The organism is Endozoicomonas atrinae (assembly GCF_001647025.1).
In the GTDB taxonomy this organism is placed as follows: domain Bacteria; phylum Pseudomonadota; class Gammaproteobacteria; order Pseudomonadales; family Endozoicomonadaceae; genus Endozoicomonas; species Endozoicomonas atrinae.
This window is the reverse complement of record NZ_LUKQ02000157.1, coordinates 1-13,173: the sequence shown is the minus strand read 5'-3', so window position 1 is coordinate 13,173 and position 13,173 is coordinate 1. Positions and strand designations below refer to the sequence as shown.

The following is a 13,173-nucleotide window of genomic DNA, read 5'->3' as shown; positions in this document are numbered from 1 at the left end:
GAGAAATGGACCATGCCGATCAGGAACTGGAAAGCAGCCATGAACCGGTTTGAAATTATGTTTCCTGACCGGTTCAAGGAGTAATAGTTTTGGTGGCGTTTACACAGAATTATTTACAGGCTCTTTGAAACCGGTTCTTGTGACCGGTTTTTTGTTTCTGTCCAATAGGTCTGAAGAAGTATCAGTCGAAAAAAAGCCCGTAAACGGGCTTTTTTTAATGACAGTGGCAGTTGCACCCTTTGTACTGGATACCTTCACCTGTTTCGATCAGCTTACCTTTATCAACGAACTGATCAACAAGCTCTTCCGCCGTCAGTTCGCGTGCGGAGCAAGTGTGATAACGTGCTTGTTCTCCAAATGCTGCTGAGATAGCGGTTAGGAGCGCCTCTTTGCTCAGCACTACTTCCTGTTCCTTGATCAGGTTCAGTACATTATGACCGTGTACGGATTCCATGGGCTTATTCTCATATAAATAGCGTAGACTTCAGTCAACAATACTCTGACTAATGTAATTAAACAGTCGTATATATTCGTATAGGTCTACTGCTTGCTCTCTGTTCCAAATGCCTGTGTGTGAAACAGGTGCTAATACCCTGCGACAGCCACTAAATTCAACTATGTTCATAAGGTATATGTGGTTTTATGTGAGGCCGCTCTATGACGTCAACACCTACCGTCAGATCATACCCTACAGACATTGATAAACTGAGTCGGGTAAAGGGTGGTGTGGCTGGCTTGCTCATTGGTGATGCCCTGGGTGTTGGCACCCAGTGGTATTATGACCTTGATCAACTGGCACAGGATTATGGCACCTGGATTGATACTTACCAGGATCCTACGGTTAATGGTAGCCATGGTTTTGCCAACATCAGTCATTATCGATATGAGCAGGGAGTCAGGGCCGGAGACCTTTCCCAGACGGGCCAGGTGATTGTATTGTTGCTTGAATCTCTGGCCAGTTGTGATGGCTTCGTACTGGCCGACTTTCTTGAACGGCTTGATGATTTCTTTGCGCCATTGTCCGGTGAGTCATTTTCAGGGCGATATACCGATGAATTGATGGTGGACCTGATCAGGGTGCGTCGAACCGGTTTACACTGGGGAGATCCTCAGATTGCATCAGGCTGCGATACCACAGAGGGTGCACAGTTTGTATCCCTGCTGGCGCTGGTTATTGATGACCCGGTTGAGCTGGTTGACGCTGCAGGAAAACTCCTCCTGACATTCTATCGTGAGTCTTTTATACGACAGAATACACTGGTATTTGCCCTGGTGGTTCAAGCCATGGCTAATAGAATTCCGCTGATTGAGTTGCCGGACTACTTAACAGGTATGGCAAAACGTACTGATGTGATGTCTGCAATACAGCGTTACGATAATCTCCTGACTCCGGGAAATGGGCAGGTGGCATGGCAAACAGGCACGGTTCATATAGAACCTGCCCTCCATATCAGTCAGGTCTATGGTATGGATTGCCAACTTGTTCATCAGCTTCCCTGTGCTTATTACCTGATGCACCGCTACCCGGATCAATTTGAACAGGGAGTATTATCCGCTATTAACGGGGGCGGCAATAATATGGCCAGAGCCGCTTTAACGGGTGTTCTCCTGGGGACCATGAATGGGCTGGAGTCGATTCCGGATCATTTGTTGAAGGGGCTCCATGACAGTGACCGCTATTTGATGCTGGCAGACATGATGAGAGAGTAGTGATGTTGTGGCAAAACGTGTTGAGAACGTTTGTAGGTGAGTTTCGTGTCCAGTCTCACATATACCGGGATAATGAAAAATGCACGTTCCCTGGCGTTCAGACAGGAGCACTGGTTAATAATGGCCGGGGTGTGATGGCCCAGTACATTGCGAACTCAGCAGAGGCTGAGCCAGTGCGAATGCAGGGGATGCTTACCTATAACAGCAGTAAGAGTCGATTTGAGTGTGCCTGGGCTGGTAGCAACGTTGAAGGCATCGTCTATTATCATGGCCAGTTAGAGAATGAAAAGCTGGTCTTATCACAAGCCACATCGGATTCAGACAGAAGGGTAATGACCACTGAATTTCTTGATGACGATCATTTTAACGTTCTGCTGAACCCGGGGATGACATTTCCGGATTACCAGTCAGTCTCTGAATTTTCCCGCCTATAACACAATTGATGATAGTGGCAGTTTATCCGCTGCCATCAAATTCCCTGCGTTTACTCGTTATTTCCCAACAAACCTTGCAATCATGACCGTTGGGCTCAGAACACCTATGATAGCTTCGAGAGATACCAGACTTTGCGCCAGAGAGCTTAGGGGGAGGATGTCTCCATAACCCAGTGTGGTCAGGGTGACAAAACTGAAATAGAGGTAATCCGGCCAGCTGGAAATACTCTGATTGGCAAGATCAAAGGCACCGGGAGTAAACAGGTTAACCAGCAGGTAAAGATAACTGAAGGTGATGCCCGTCAATAAATAGAAGTTGATAGCAGCCAATAATTTCTCTGCCTGAGGCTTAACGCTGAAAAGGTGCCGGATCAACATCAACATCATACCCAGGTGGAACAGCATGCTGGCTATCAAGGTAAAGAAGGGCAGCCAGTCTGGTGGGTTTGGAAACTCAACGACTGCCCTGAGTATGACTATGGCAATACCAGTGATCTGTAACCAGAGACGGGTTTTTGGGCTGTTTTCCGTTAGCGACCTCAGGGTAAGAACCAGGCTTGCAATCATCAGGCAGGAAAAGAGCGTTCCCCCTATGGATTGGTATTCCATGAAGATAGGGGAGAATACGATACTGCATATCAGAGTGGCTAGCAGCAGGCCAAGTGAAGCATCCGGGTTGCGGCTCACTCGTTGTGAAAAATTCAGGAAGGATCGTCGTAACATTCGTAGCTGGCCTATAAGGGCACTGTCTAAATAATAGAGAGCTCTCTAAAATACCCTGTGGGGAGATAAGGGGCTACAAAAACTGTTTATTCGTATGCTACTGGCCGATGTTTGTTCTTAGGCTCTGTTGAATAAGGTTGCAGGATTGTCCGCAGTTCAGGGCTCGTGTTATCTTCTCAGGTTAAACTACTGTGTTTATAGTCAGTTATCTCAGGGAGCCGAATGTCAGAGTCGGTTAGCAAAAAGAGTAATCAGTCGGACAATGATCAGCCCGAAGAGTCTGTTTCTATTCGACGGCGCAAGCGTTCAATCCGGGGGGACGTGGTGACGGAAACCCTCTCATTACGGGTGCGCGAAGGTATTATGTTTGGCTGGTTGGTACTGGCCGCTTTTCTGGCCCTGGCCCTGGTTAGTTATGATAAGGTCGATCCTGGCTGGTCTCATGTTGGCTCGGTCAGAGACATTGCCAACAGTGCCGGCAGAATTGGGGCATGGTCTGCTGACCTGCTGCTAACCCTGTTTGGGTTTCTGGCCTGGATGGTACCGGTTATTCTGGTAGTGAAGGCTATCAAGGTTTTTCGCTACCGCCATGAACCGGATGAATGGAATTCCTGGTTACTATTGATTCGCAGTATGGGGTTTATTCTGGCCATTGCTTCAGGTGCCGCCCTGGCTTCACTTCACTATCATGCGTTGAGTGAGCTGCTTCCATCGTCCAGCGGCGGAATTATTGGAGAGCTGCTTGTTCAGCAGTTCCTGCCAGCATTTAATGTTACAGGCAGTACACTGTTGCTGATGGCCCTGTTTCTTCTTGGAGTGACGCTTTATACCGATCTTTCCTGGTTTCGTCTGATGGACAGTGTTGGCTATTGGAGCCTGCGCCTGGCTGTATACTGCAAAGAGCGGTCGGTTGCTATTTATCTTGATTTGAAAGAGAAGCTCGAAGCCAGAAAGCAAAAGCAACCGGAGAAAGGCATTATACCGCCTGTCAAAAAGCAGGAGCCTGCGTTAAAACTTCAGGAAAAATATACACCTCCGGCTGCACCGGCAATGGCAGAAAAGAAAGTCGATAAGCCCAAAGCCCCGGTTATTGTTCCTCCTCCAGCAAAGGAGAAAATGCTTCCTCTGGTGGGAAATACCCCGCTCGGAAGTTTACCAACCGTCTCGTTGCTCGATGAAGCCCGCCACTCCGGCAAGGCCATGAGTCCAGAGTCACTGGATGCGATGTCCCGGTTGCTGGAACTGAAGTTAAAAGACTTCAACGTTGATGTCGAAGTGGTTGCCGTTCATCCCGGGCCGGTAATTACCCGTTTTGAGATTCAACCGGCTCCTGGTACCAAGGCCAGTAAAATTACCAATCTAGCCAGTGACCTGGCCCGTTCTCTGGCCGTTGTCAGTGTCCGGGTGGTGGAAGTCATTCCCGGAAAGTCGGTCATGGGTATTGAGATACCGAATGATGACCGGGAAACCGTTTTCTTCAGTGAGATCATTTCATCCAGGGCCTTTGATGATGCACAGTCTCCGATCAGCCTGGCATTGGGCCATGATATTTCAGGTCAACCGGTGATTGTTGATCTTGCTAAAATGCCGCACCTTCTGGTCGCCGGTACCACCGGATCTGGTAAGTCTGTTGGTATCAATGCCATGATTTTGTCCATGCTGTTTAAGTCCAGCCCGGAAGATGTGCGGTTGATCATGATTGACCCCAAAATGCTGGAGTTGTCGATCTATGATGGTATTCCGCATCTTCTTGCTCCGGTGGTGACGGACATGAAAGAGGCGGCCAATGCCCTGCGCTGGTGTGTTGCAGAAATGGAACGTCGTTACAAGCTGATGGCGCATATGGGGGTACGTAACATTGCCGGCTATAACCGGAAGGTGAAAGACGCCCTTGAAAAGGGGGAACCACTAAGGGATCCTTTCTATCAGCCCGTTTCTGCAGAAGATGTGGCGCCAGAGTTAGACACACTGCCATTTATCGTCGTCGTCGTTGATGAATTTGCCGACATGATGATGATTGTTGGTAAAAAGGTAGAAGAACTTATTGCCCGTATCGCACAAAAGGCGCGGGCAGCAGGTATTCACCTGATTCTGGCCACGCAACGTCCATCTGTTGATGTTATTACCGGCCTGATTAAAGCCAACGTTCCCACACGTATCAGTTTCCAGGTATCCAGTAAGATTGACTCCCGAACCATTATCGATCAGGGGGGCGCTGAACAGTTACTGGGGCATGGTGATATGCTCTACCTCCCCCCGGGAACCAGTGTTCCTGTTCGTATTCATGGTGCATTTGTTGCTGATGATGAGGTGCACCGGGTAGTTGCAGACTGGCAGCAGCGGGGCACCCCGGATTTTGTTGAAGAGATTCTGAACGGTGTCAGCGAGAGCTCTGAAGGCAGTGCATTCTCCGGCGGGTTGGATAACAGTGAGCAGGACCCGCTGTACGATGAAGCCGTTGCCTTTGTAACCGAGTCACGCAGGGCATCCATTTCTTCGGTTCAACGACAGCTGAAAGTCGGTTATAACCGGGCAGCCCGAATGATTGAAGCCATGGAGGCGGCAGGTGTCGTCAGTCCGGCATTGAGTAACGGCAATCGTGAAGTCATTGCTCCACCACCGCCCAAGCATTAATTATCCAGATAAGATCATTTATATGATGAAGAAAACTCGGTTATCAGTTGTTTTACCAATGGTTTTCGCGATCAGCATGCCAGTCTGGTCTGCTGAGCAGGAACCAGTTCAGCCCTCTATGGTGGCCAGGGCTGAAAGCAGTACGCCTGCCAGTATAAAGCATGATGAGAAAGCGACTGTAGAGCTGGCTAATAAGCTGCAGGCGATGACGACTGTCAGTGCCAATTTCTCTCAGAGTACCATGGATAAAAGTGGACGCCCTAAAGTTGAGAAGGGAAGTATGCAGCTGAAGCGGCCAAATCAGTTTCGCTGGAACATCACTTCTCCGTTTAACCAGGAGATCATTGCCAAAGGTGGCAAGCTCTGGATGCTGGACCCTGACTTTAAGCAAGTGGTGATTAAAAAACAGGATAACCAGTCAGGGCCTACCGCCGTGCAACTGCTCAGTGGTGATGCCAGTGAGTTTCTGACAGAGTACGCTGTGACTCGCATGAACTATGGTCCTGAGGTGGTTTATACCCTGAGACCCCGTAAAGCGTCGGATCTTTTTGAAATGCTGGAAATTCATTTCTCCAGAGATGGAATTTCCGCCATCAGTATCGTGGACTCTCTTGGTGGCAAGCGACGCATTGATTTTACCCGGGTGAATCTCAATCAACCGATAGATAATAAACTCTTTGAACCGGACCTGAAAAAATTAGAGAAGGCCGGTTTCGATATTATTGATGAGAGTGGGGTATGACCTCACTCTTTGATGCCCCCGCAGCTGATCGCTATGAGCCCCTGGCGGCGAGAATGCGTCCCCGAACGCTCGATGAATACCTGGGCCAGGAACATATTCTAGGAAGAGGAAAGCCCCTGCGGGAAGCACTGGAGCAGGGCATGCTCCACTCCATGATTTTCTGGGGGCCTCCCGGTGTTGGCAAGACAACGCTGGCCAGACTGATTGCTACGAAAACCGATGCCCACTTTGAAACTCTTTCTGCAGTACTTTCCGGGGTTAAAGATATACGGGAAGCGGTAGCAAGAGCAAAGGATGAGCATCGGTTTTATCAGCGAAAAACGGTACTGTTTGTTGATGAGGTTCATCGGTTTAACAAATCCCAACAGGATGCATTTCTGCCCCATATAGAAGATGGTACCGTTATTTTTATCGGGGCCACTACCGAAAACCCATCGTTTGAACTTAATAATGCATTGCTCTCCAGAGCCAGGGTCTATGTACTCAAGTCATTAGGTGAGGAAGCGGTTGGCCAGCTTGTTGATCAGGCCTTGACCAATGAAGAGAGAGGGCTGGGGGGCAAGGGGATCCAGCTTGACAAAAGTGCCAGGGATATTCTGATTCGTTATTCTGACGGCGATGGTCGTAAGGCACTCAACACCTTGGAAGTTGCGTCAGATCTGGCTGAGAACGGGATTATCACTTCCGAGGCTATTCAGGCCATTCTTGCTGATACAGGTCGTCGTTTTGATAAAGGCGGCGATACCTTTTACGACACTATTTCAGCATTCCATAAGTCAGTTCGTGGCTCTAACCCGGATGCAGCGCTCTATTGGGCTGCTCGTATCGTCGACGGAGGGGGAGATCCGCTCTATGTCATTCGCAGGCTGGTGGCCATCGCCAGTGAGGATATAGGTAATGCGGACCCTCGAGCATTGGAGATTGCCATTAATGCCTGGCAGGCATTTGAGCGGCTGGGGACGCCGGAAGGGCTTCTGGCTCTGGCCCATGCAACGGTTTATTGCGCCTGTGCACCAAAAAGTAATGCGGTTTACAAAGCCTGGAAAGCGGCATTGGCTGACGTTAAAAGCAGTCCATCCTATGAGGTACCTCATCATCTGCGAAATGCTCCGACCCAGTTAATGGGAAGCCTAGGCTACGGTGATGGCTATCGTTATGCCCATGATGAACCCAATGCCTATGCTGCAGGGGAACGTTATTTTCCTGCGGAGATGGATGCTCCGGGCTATTACCAGCCGAATGATCGTGGGTTGGAGATTAAGATTAAGGAAAAGCTGGCTTGGCTCAGGCGTCTTGATGAAGAGAGTGCTCAACAATGATGGTTTTTAATGATATTATCCAATCATATTTATGACCTGTCATAATCACAGCCAATCTTGAACTGAAACTAATGTTAGCCAATGTGGTAAGGGCTGACTATGTCGTCTACGTTTATCGCTTAACTGAATTTGCACTGTATCGATCAGTTGTCGAGGTGTCGAATATGGATCTGAAGCAAAATAAACTGAATGCGATTAAATTTTACCAGATGGCTTATCAGGGGGAGCCAGCAAAAGCGTTTGACCTCTATGGGGGCAATGAGTACATACAGCACAACCCGGATGTCGCCAATGGGAAACAAGGACTGGTCGACTATTTTACCCGCATGAAAGAAGACTACCCCGAAAAAGAGATAAGTTTTGTCAGAGCAATTGCTGAGGGAAATATGGTAGCTCTGCATACTCACCAGGTATGGCCTGATAATGATGAATACATCACGATGGATTTTTTCAGGTTTGATGAGAAGGGAAAAATCGTAGAACACTGGGATTCTATTCAACAAATCCCGGGCCATTCTCATAATGGAAACACCATGTACTAGGGGGCGTTACCAACTGGCCACAAAACCAGCTGGTAACACCCCCTGGGCTCACTTTTCCTACGATTCTTAAACAGAGCCCGTTCCCAGTTTTGTATTTTCAGGTTAAAGCTTTGCTTTAAGATCATGCTGGTCAGCAGAAGGTAAGCTGTTGACCAATGGGTTAAAGTTGGGCCTGAATTTCCATGCATTATGTTCCTGATCTCTCTTTGAAATACTCTGTTCCACCATTGCTCCAAGCATCATCAACAGATACTCGCTGTGGTTATCTCCCATCAGCTGCAAACCAATAGGCAGATTGTCTTTGTCAAAACCACATTGAATATTGACTCTAGGACTTCCGGTTAAGTTTGCAAGCCCGGTATGTGCTGTCATCAGGTAGGTTTTGGCAAGATTCAGCTCACCATTATCAAATATCTGGATCCAGGGCCGTTCAGCTTTTGGTGCTGTTGTCAGCACTGTGGGCATGGCAATAACATCAACTTTTGAGAATATGTTGTTTTGAACATGATGAGTCAGCCTTCTCTTATTTTCCTGCGCCCGTTCAATGGTGCTCATATTAAGAGAAAGGCCCATAATCAATGCCAGTTCAATTTCGGCTGGAATCCCCTTATCGATGAAGTCCGCTTTACCTTCAGCTTCACCCCGACCAAACAGAACTGCGTGGGTATCCCATAATGCTTTTTCATGGCTATCAGGCAGGAAGTCCATTGCCATCAGTTCCGGGGCTATACTATCATTTGACTCAATATTACTGATCAGGGTTTGCAGGCAAGTTAAGGTTGTTTGGGCGACATCACTGGATGCATGCTGGAACCATCCAGGATCAATACCAATTCGTAGATCGGTCAACGCTTCAAATACATCATTTGTAGGCCATTTCTGGCTGGTCACCCTGTAGCCTTCTGCAAGATCTGAGAATGTCTGTCCCAGCAGACCAATGGCAACAAGTCCTGGGGCTGCGTCATCGTAATTTCGTGTGGTAATTTTGCCCTCGGTTGGCTTTAGTCCGGGAACGCCATTATTGGCAGCGGGAATTGAGACAGAGCCTCCACCATCGGTACCTATTGCCAGCGGACCACCGACAGCCACGTACATGGCAGATCCACTGGAGGATCCACCAGGTATATAGGCACTGTTGAAAATATTGCCCATTCGAGGGTAATGAGGATTCAGACCAAAAGCGCCCAGACCGAAAATATGCTGATTGCTTTTGCCCAGGACGATGGCACCCTCATCAGTCATCCCCTTAACCACTTCTGACTGACTTTCTTCACTATGAACTGGAAACCTCATACTCACTCGACAGGGATCCAGCCCATAGGAAGTGGTATACCCGGGTACGCTCACTTCATCCTTGACGACTATTGGGATGCCATCGAGAGCTTTAATGATTCCAGCATGACGGCATTTCTGAACGTCTCCGGAATAGAGCTCCCGGCATCTTTTCCATCTACTTAAAGAAGACAGGGCCTGATTGATGGCAAGTGCCTCGTTTCGCTTAATGATCATGTCTCTCACATGCCATGGCGTGTCATGATCCAGCCACCAGTAAAAATCTTTGACCAGCACATCGGGTTGTATGCGATCAGTTGCATACAGGTTGTGAAAGTATGAAATTCTACTCACGCCAGCACTATTTAACCTTTGAAAGATCGCTGACCCTGAGCCTGGAGGCTCAATGCTGGTCTCATATATTCTCTGGCTATTTCGCTTCGGAATGCCAGGGTTTAAATCCTTAAGCTCCTGTTCACCAAAAAGTGTCGGGCTCTCGGGCGTAATACCACTCTCTGGCAGTAAACCCCTGACTATTTGTTCTCTCTTTCGTCTGAACTGCTGAGCATCATAAGAGGGTGAACTCAATAGCCATAAAACATTCGCCTGGGGATCAGAGGCAAAATTTAACAGCATTCTCTTGCTGCTGAGCTCAAACCCATAAGACTGATCAGACCGTGCCAGCCATGAGGGAACAAATGATTTTGTAAAATGCCTTAGAGGATCGAGGGACTGTCTGACTTCTTCAGTCGAAATATGGGGCAGTCCTGTAGCAGATGCACTTATGAATAGTATTAAAAAAGGTGCCCATAATGTTGATGTTGTGCTTGTTTTAATAAACATAAATAATCTTTCGGGTTGTTCATACTCCACTTCTAGAGTACACATCTTCGATTGAGTTCATTTCTTATGCTTCTGAACTGTTAACTTTTGGATGATTCCCTTATTGCCAAGTATATTTTTGGCTGTAGATGGCCTTTTGATATAGTTAGAACCGTTTCATGGCTATGATTCAATAATTCTGTATCTCCATCTGAAAAGGAACCTCTGATGCAATACCCGTATATGCTGAACTACCTTGCAGTAGCAGCCGGCGGAGCCCTTGGCGCATTGGCACGTTCACTGGTTTATGAGTGGTATGCCAAATCCGGGAATGATCAGCTATTTCCGCTGCCGACGTTGACGGTGAACATTATTGGTTCGTTTTTTATCGGAATTGGCTGGTATTGTCTGGTAGAAAAAAGCTTGCTTCCGCCAATCTGGAAAGATTTTGCCACGGTAGGTTTGCTTGGAGCATTAACCACCTTTTCCACTTTCTCACTGGATATTTTCCGGCTTTTCCAGTCTGATCGGTTTGTTGAGGCAGTAGCTTATATGCTGGCCAGTGTTATTTTGTGCCTCGTGGGTACCTGGTTTGGTTATCAGGGCATTCGAGTCATTCTGAACGGGTGACGATCACCACGATCTGTAACTATCTTTATCGAATGTCTCGTTCTCATGGTGTATGATCTTCTGGTTACCCTGATCGGAGCCTGTACATTAAAAATGGCTTCTAAATCCGGGGATGTAAACCATCGTCCAATCAGTTAATTTGGTAGGAATATGCTAGACCCTAAGCTCGTTCGCAGCACTCCTGAAGCTGTGGCAGAACAGCTGTTAAAGAAGCATTACAAACTGGATGTTGAGCGTCTGGTTTCTTTGGAAGAGCGTCGCAAGTCGCTCCAGGTTAAAACTGAGCAGCTGCAGAGCGAACGTAAGTCGGGTTCCAAGGAATTTGGCAAGATCAAGGCGCAGGGTGGTGATGTTTCGGCACTTAAAGAGCGCATGGATCAGGTTAATGCCGAGCTTAAGGAAAATGAGCAGGCCCTGTCCGAACTGCAGGATGAATTGAATAACCTGTTGCTGGAAGTGCCTAACCTGCCAGACAGTTCTGTGCCAGAAGGTAAGGACGAGAACGATAATGTTCTGGTTCGTACCTGGGGTGAGCCACGGAAGTTTGAGTTTGAGGTTAAAGACCACGTCGATCTGGGTGAAGCCCTGGGTCTGGATTTCGAAGCGGCAGCAAATATTTCCGGCTCCCGCTTTGCCATGCTGCGTGGAAAAATTGCCCGACTGCACCGTGCACTGGCCCAGTTTATGCTGGATGTTCAGACTACTGAACACGGTTATGAAGAAGTCATCACCCCTCTACTGGTTCATGACAAAGCGCTTTACGGTACTGGGCAGCTGCCAAAATTTGGTGAAGACCTGTTCAAGACCGCCTGTGATGATGACACCGGGGCTGAGCAGAAGCAGTTTTTCCTGATTCCTACTGCCGAAGTTACTCTGACTAACCTGGTGCGTGAGCAGATTGTTGAAGCAGGTCAACTGCCAATTCGTTTGACGGCTCATACGTCCTGCTTCCGTAGTGAAGCGGGCAGTTATGGCCGTGATACCCGCGGTCTGATCCGTCAGCACCAGTTCGAAAAAGTTGAGATGGTTCAGATCGTCCATCCTGAGAAATCTTTCGATGCCCTGGAAGAGATGACCGGACATGCCGAAGCCATTCTGCAGAAGCTGGGCCTTCCTTATCGTGTGGTTGCACTGTGTGGCGGCGATATGGGCTTTGGCGCTGCCAAGACCTATGATCTTGAAGTCTGGCTGCCAGCTCAGAATCAGTACCGTGAAATCTCTTCCGTCAGCAACTGTGTTGATTTCCAGGCCCGCCGTATGATGGCTCGTTTCCGTAATGAGTCTGGCAAGCCTGAGCTGGTTCATACGCTGAATGGTTCAGGTCTTGCCGTGGGCCGTACTCTGGTGGCTGTACTGGAAAACTACCAGGATGAAGAAGGCCGTATCCATGTGCCTGAAGCACTTCAGTCTTATATGGGTGGTTTGAAGATTATTGAATAATCTTTGTCATAAATAGGCTTCCTTTTGGAAGCCTATTCGTTCTATCCCATCTGAATTAATGCTGCCCAGCTTTGTTTCGTTAAATGTTCACCCAGGTTCCCACGGCTTATTGGATTCATCCAATACTAGCCTTTGCCCTGTATTTTCCTCATACCACCGGATGTTTGTTGATGAATATTGTTTGCTCTCGGGCTGGTGAGGCATAGCAGATTTGTTTAGTGCATCTCTCAATGCTGTTACAGAAACTAATGCCTCTCTTCGAGACTCTGATCGAGTAATTCTAGCTGTGGGTTCTCCAAGGGACAGTTGCTTGAAGGCCTGTTGATTTTCTTCATAAAATGCGTTCATCAATTGAATATTGATAATACAGTCGTGCAAATCACAATATTTTCTCGGAGAAATGAATTCATTCATATTTCGAATCAAAGAATTTCTCAGTTCACTATTCCATAGTGATACAGAACGGTGTTCAGATGCAGTCAAGAGCTTAAAGAAGTTTCTACTAATTCTGTACATTTCCAACTCTGAAGCCTTTGACCTATCAGCCTCTTCAAGGGATGCTGCAACCTTCTGCCATTCTGCTTTGACTTCCTGGCCTCCTTCATTATCGAAGTAAAGGTTGTCCCATGAGCTTGGGCTGATCATTCGAGGGTTATCAAGGGATGATGTTGTTGAGCACGATGAAAAAGAGACCAGGCTTTCAGAGGAACTCGATGACAAAAGTAAAGCATTTGATTGGTATTCTACAGGTCTTTCTGACTGATTTTCTGCTGCCCGTGGGAATGTAATTTAAATTGTGTAAACGCTTGTCGTTAATACTCCAAAATGGAGAATAACAATGAGCGTTGAAATCAACGAAAAACTGGTAGATCAAATAGCCAGTCAGATTAAAACTCAGGATGATC

12 protein-coding genes are annotated in these 13,173 nt (G+C 47.7%); 8 read left to right on the top strand and 4 right to left on the bottom strand.

The features are described from left to right. Positions 1-214: 214 nt before the first annotated feature. Positions 215-454 (bottom strand): YecH family metal-binding protein, encoded by a 240-nt coding sequence (locus tag AK963_RS18720; protein WP_066016959.1) that lies wholly within the window; start codon positions 452-454, stop codon positions 215-217. A gap of 203 nt (positions 455-657) precedes the next feature. On the opposite strand from AK963_RS18720, the gene AK963_RS18715 reads away from it, so the two are divergent. Both AK963_RS18715 and AK963_RS18710 read left to right on the top strand, forming a co-directional pair. Next, the gene (locus AK963_RS18715; RefSeq protein WP_066016958.1) at positions 658-1,710 is read left to right on the top strand and encodes an ADP-ribosylglycohydrolase family protein; all 1,053 of its coding nucleotides are present in this window, start codon (positions 658-660) and stop codon (positions 1,708-1,710) included. Between the two features lie 2 nt (positions 1,711-1,712). Further along, positions 1,713-2,144, top strand: a complete 432-nt coding sequence (locus AK963_RS18710) for a DUF1579 family protein (protein WP_066016957.1) — start codon at positions 1,713-1,715, stop codon at positions 2,142-2,144. A gap of 57 nt (positions 2,145-2,201) precedes the next feature. Here the strand turns inward: AK963_RS18710 and AK963_RS18705 are convergent, their stop codons facing one another. Beyond that, the gene (locus AK963_RS18705) at positions 2,202-2,867 is read right to left on the bottom strand and encodes a potassium channel family protein (protein WP_083232759.1); all 666 of its coding nucleotides are present in this window, start codon (positions 2,865-2,867) and stop codon (positions 2,202-2,204) included. A gap of 222 nt (positions 2,868-3,089) precedes the next feature. Here AK963_RS18705 and AK963_RS18700 point away from each other — a divergent pair, with 222 nt between their 5' ends. From AK963_RS18700 to AK963_RS18685, 4 genes are all read left to right on the top strand, one after another. Continuing rightward, positions 3,090-5,501, top strand: coding sequence for a DNA translocase FtsK (locus AK963_RS18700; RefSeq protein ID WP_083232758.1), 2,412 nt, complete (start codon positions 3,090-3,092; stop codon positions 5,499-5,501). Positions 5,502-5,523: 22 nt separating this feature from the next. Continuing rightward, positions 5,524-6,243 (top strand): outer membrane lipoprotein periplasmic chaperone LolA, encoded by a 720-nt coding sequence (gene lolA / locus AK963_RS18695; RefSeq protein WP_066016955.1) that lies wholly within the window; start codon positions 5,524-5,526, stop codon positions 6,241-6,243. Further along, on the top strand, positions 6,240-7,562 hold the full coding sequence (locus AK963_RS18690; protein WP_066016954.1) for a replication-associated recombination protein A: 1,323 nt from the start codon (positions 6,240-6,242) through the stop codon (positions 7,560-7,562). Before lolA ends, AK963_RS18690 begins: the two co-directional genes overlap by 4 nt. Positions 7,563-7,726: 164 nt before the next feature. After that, on the top strand, positions 7,727-8,104 hold the full coding sequence (locus tag AK963_RS18685; RefSeq protein ID WP_066016961.1) for a nuclear transport factor 2 family protein: 378 nt from the start codon (positions 7,727-7,729) through the stop codon (positions 8,102-8,104). Between the two features lie 102 nt (positions 8,105-8,206). Here the strand turns inward: AK963_RS18685 and AK963_RS18680 are convergent, their stop codons facing one another. Next, on the bottom strand, positions 8,207-10,012 hold the full coding sequence (locus tag AK963_RS18680) for an amidase (protein WP_066016953.1): 1,806 nt from the start codon (positions 10,010-10,012) through the stop codon (positions 8,207-8,209). A 414-nt stretch (positions 10,013-10,426) separates the two neighbouring features. Here AK963_RS18680 and crcB point away from each other — a divergent pair, with 414 nt between their 5' ends. Both crcB and serS read left to right on the top strand, forming a co-directional pair. Then, complete coding sequence (crcB, locus tag AK963_RS18675; protein ID WP_202969808.1) at positions 10,427-10,828, top strand: fluoride efflux transporter CrcB; 402 nt, start codon at positions 10,427-10,429, stop codon at positions 10,826-10,828. Positions 10,829-10,978: 150 nt separating this feature from the next. After that, positions 10,979-12,268, top strand: a complete 1,290-nt coding sequence (gene serS / locus AK963_RS18670; RefSeq protein WP_066016952.1) for a serine--tRNA ligase — start codon at positions 10,979-10,981, stop codon at positions 12,266-12,268. 87 nt (positions 12,269-12,355) lie between these two features. On the opposite strand, the gene AK963_RS18665 is transcribed toward serS, so the two are convergent. After that, positions 12,356-12,913, bottom strand: coding sequence for a hypothetical protein (locus AK963_RS18665; RefSeq protein ID WP_066016951.1), 558 nt, complete (start codon positions 12,911-12,913; stop codon positions 12,356-12,358). Positions 12,914-13,173: the final 260 nt, after the last annotated feature.

Coding starts and splice junctions, on each gene's coding strand:
- lolA (WP_066016955.1), top strand. CDS start 5,524: ATGATGAAGAAAACTCGGTTATCAGTTGTTTTACCAATGGTTTTCGCG.
- AK963_RS18715 (WP_066016958.1), top strand. CDS start 658: ATGACGTCAACACCTACCGTCAGATCATACCCTACAGACATTGATAAA.
- AK963_RS18705 (WP_083232759.1), bottom strand. CDS start 2,867: ATGTTACGACGATCCTTCCTGAATTTTTCACAACGAGTGAGCCGCAAC.
- serS (WP_066016952.1), top strand. CDS start 10,979: ATGCTAGACCCTAAGCTCGTTCGCAGCACTCCTGAAGCTGTGGCAGAA.
- AK963_RS18690 (WP_066016954.1), top strand. CDS start 6,240: ATGACCTCACTCTTTGATGCCCCCGCAGCTGATCGCTATGAGCCCCTG.
- AK963_RS18685 (WP_066016961.1), top strand. CDS start 7,727: ATGGATCTGAAGCAAAATAAACTGAATGCGATTAAATTTTACCAGATG.
- AK963_RS18700 (WP_083232758.1), top strand. CDS start 3,090: ATGTCAGAGTCGGTTAGCAAAAAGAGTAATCAGTCGGACAATGATCAG.
- crcB (WP_202969808.1), top strand. CDS start 10,427: ATGCAATACCCGTATATGCTGAACTACCTTGCAGTAGCAGCCGGCGGA.
- AK963_RS18665 (WP_066016951.1), bottom strand. CDS start 12,913: ATGATCAGCCCAAGCTCATGGGACAACCTTTACTTCGATAATGAAGGA.
- AK963_RS18720 (WP_066016959.1), bottom strand. CDS start 454: ATGGAATCCGTACACGGTCATAATGTACTGAACCTGATCAAGGAACAG.
- AK963_RS18680 (WP_066016953.1), bottom strand. CDS start 10,012: ATGCTGTTAAATTTTGCCTCTGATCCCCAGGCGAATGTTTTATGGCTA.
- AK963_RS18710 (WP_066016957.1), top strand. CDS start 1,713: ATGTTGTGGCAAAACGTGTTGAGAACGTTTGTAGGTGAGTTTCGTGTC.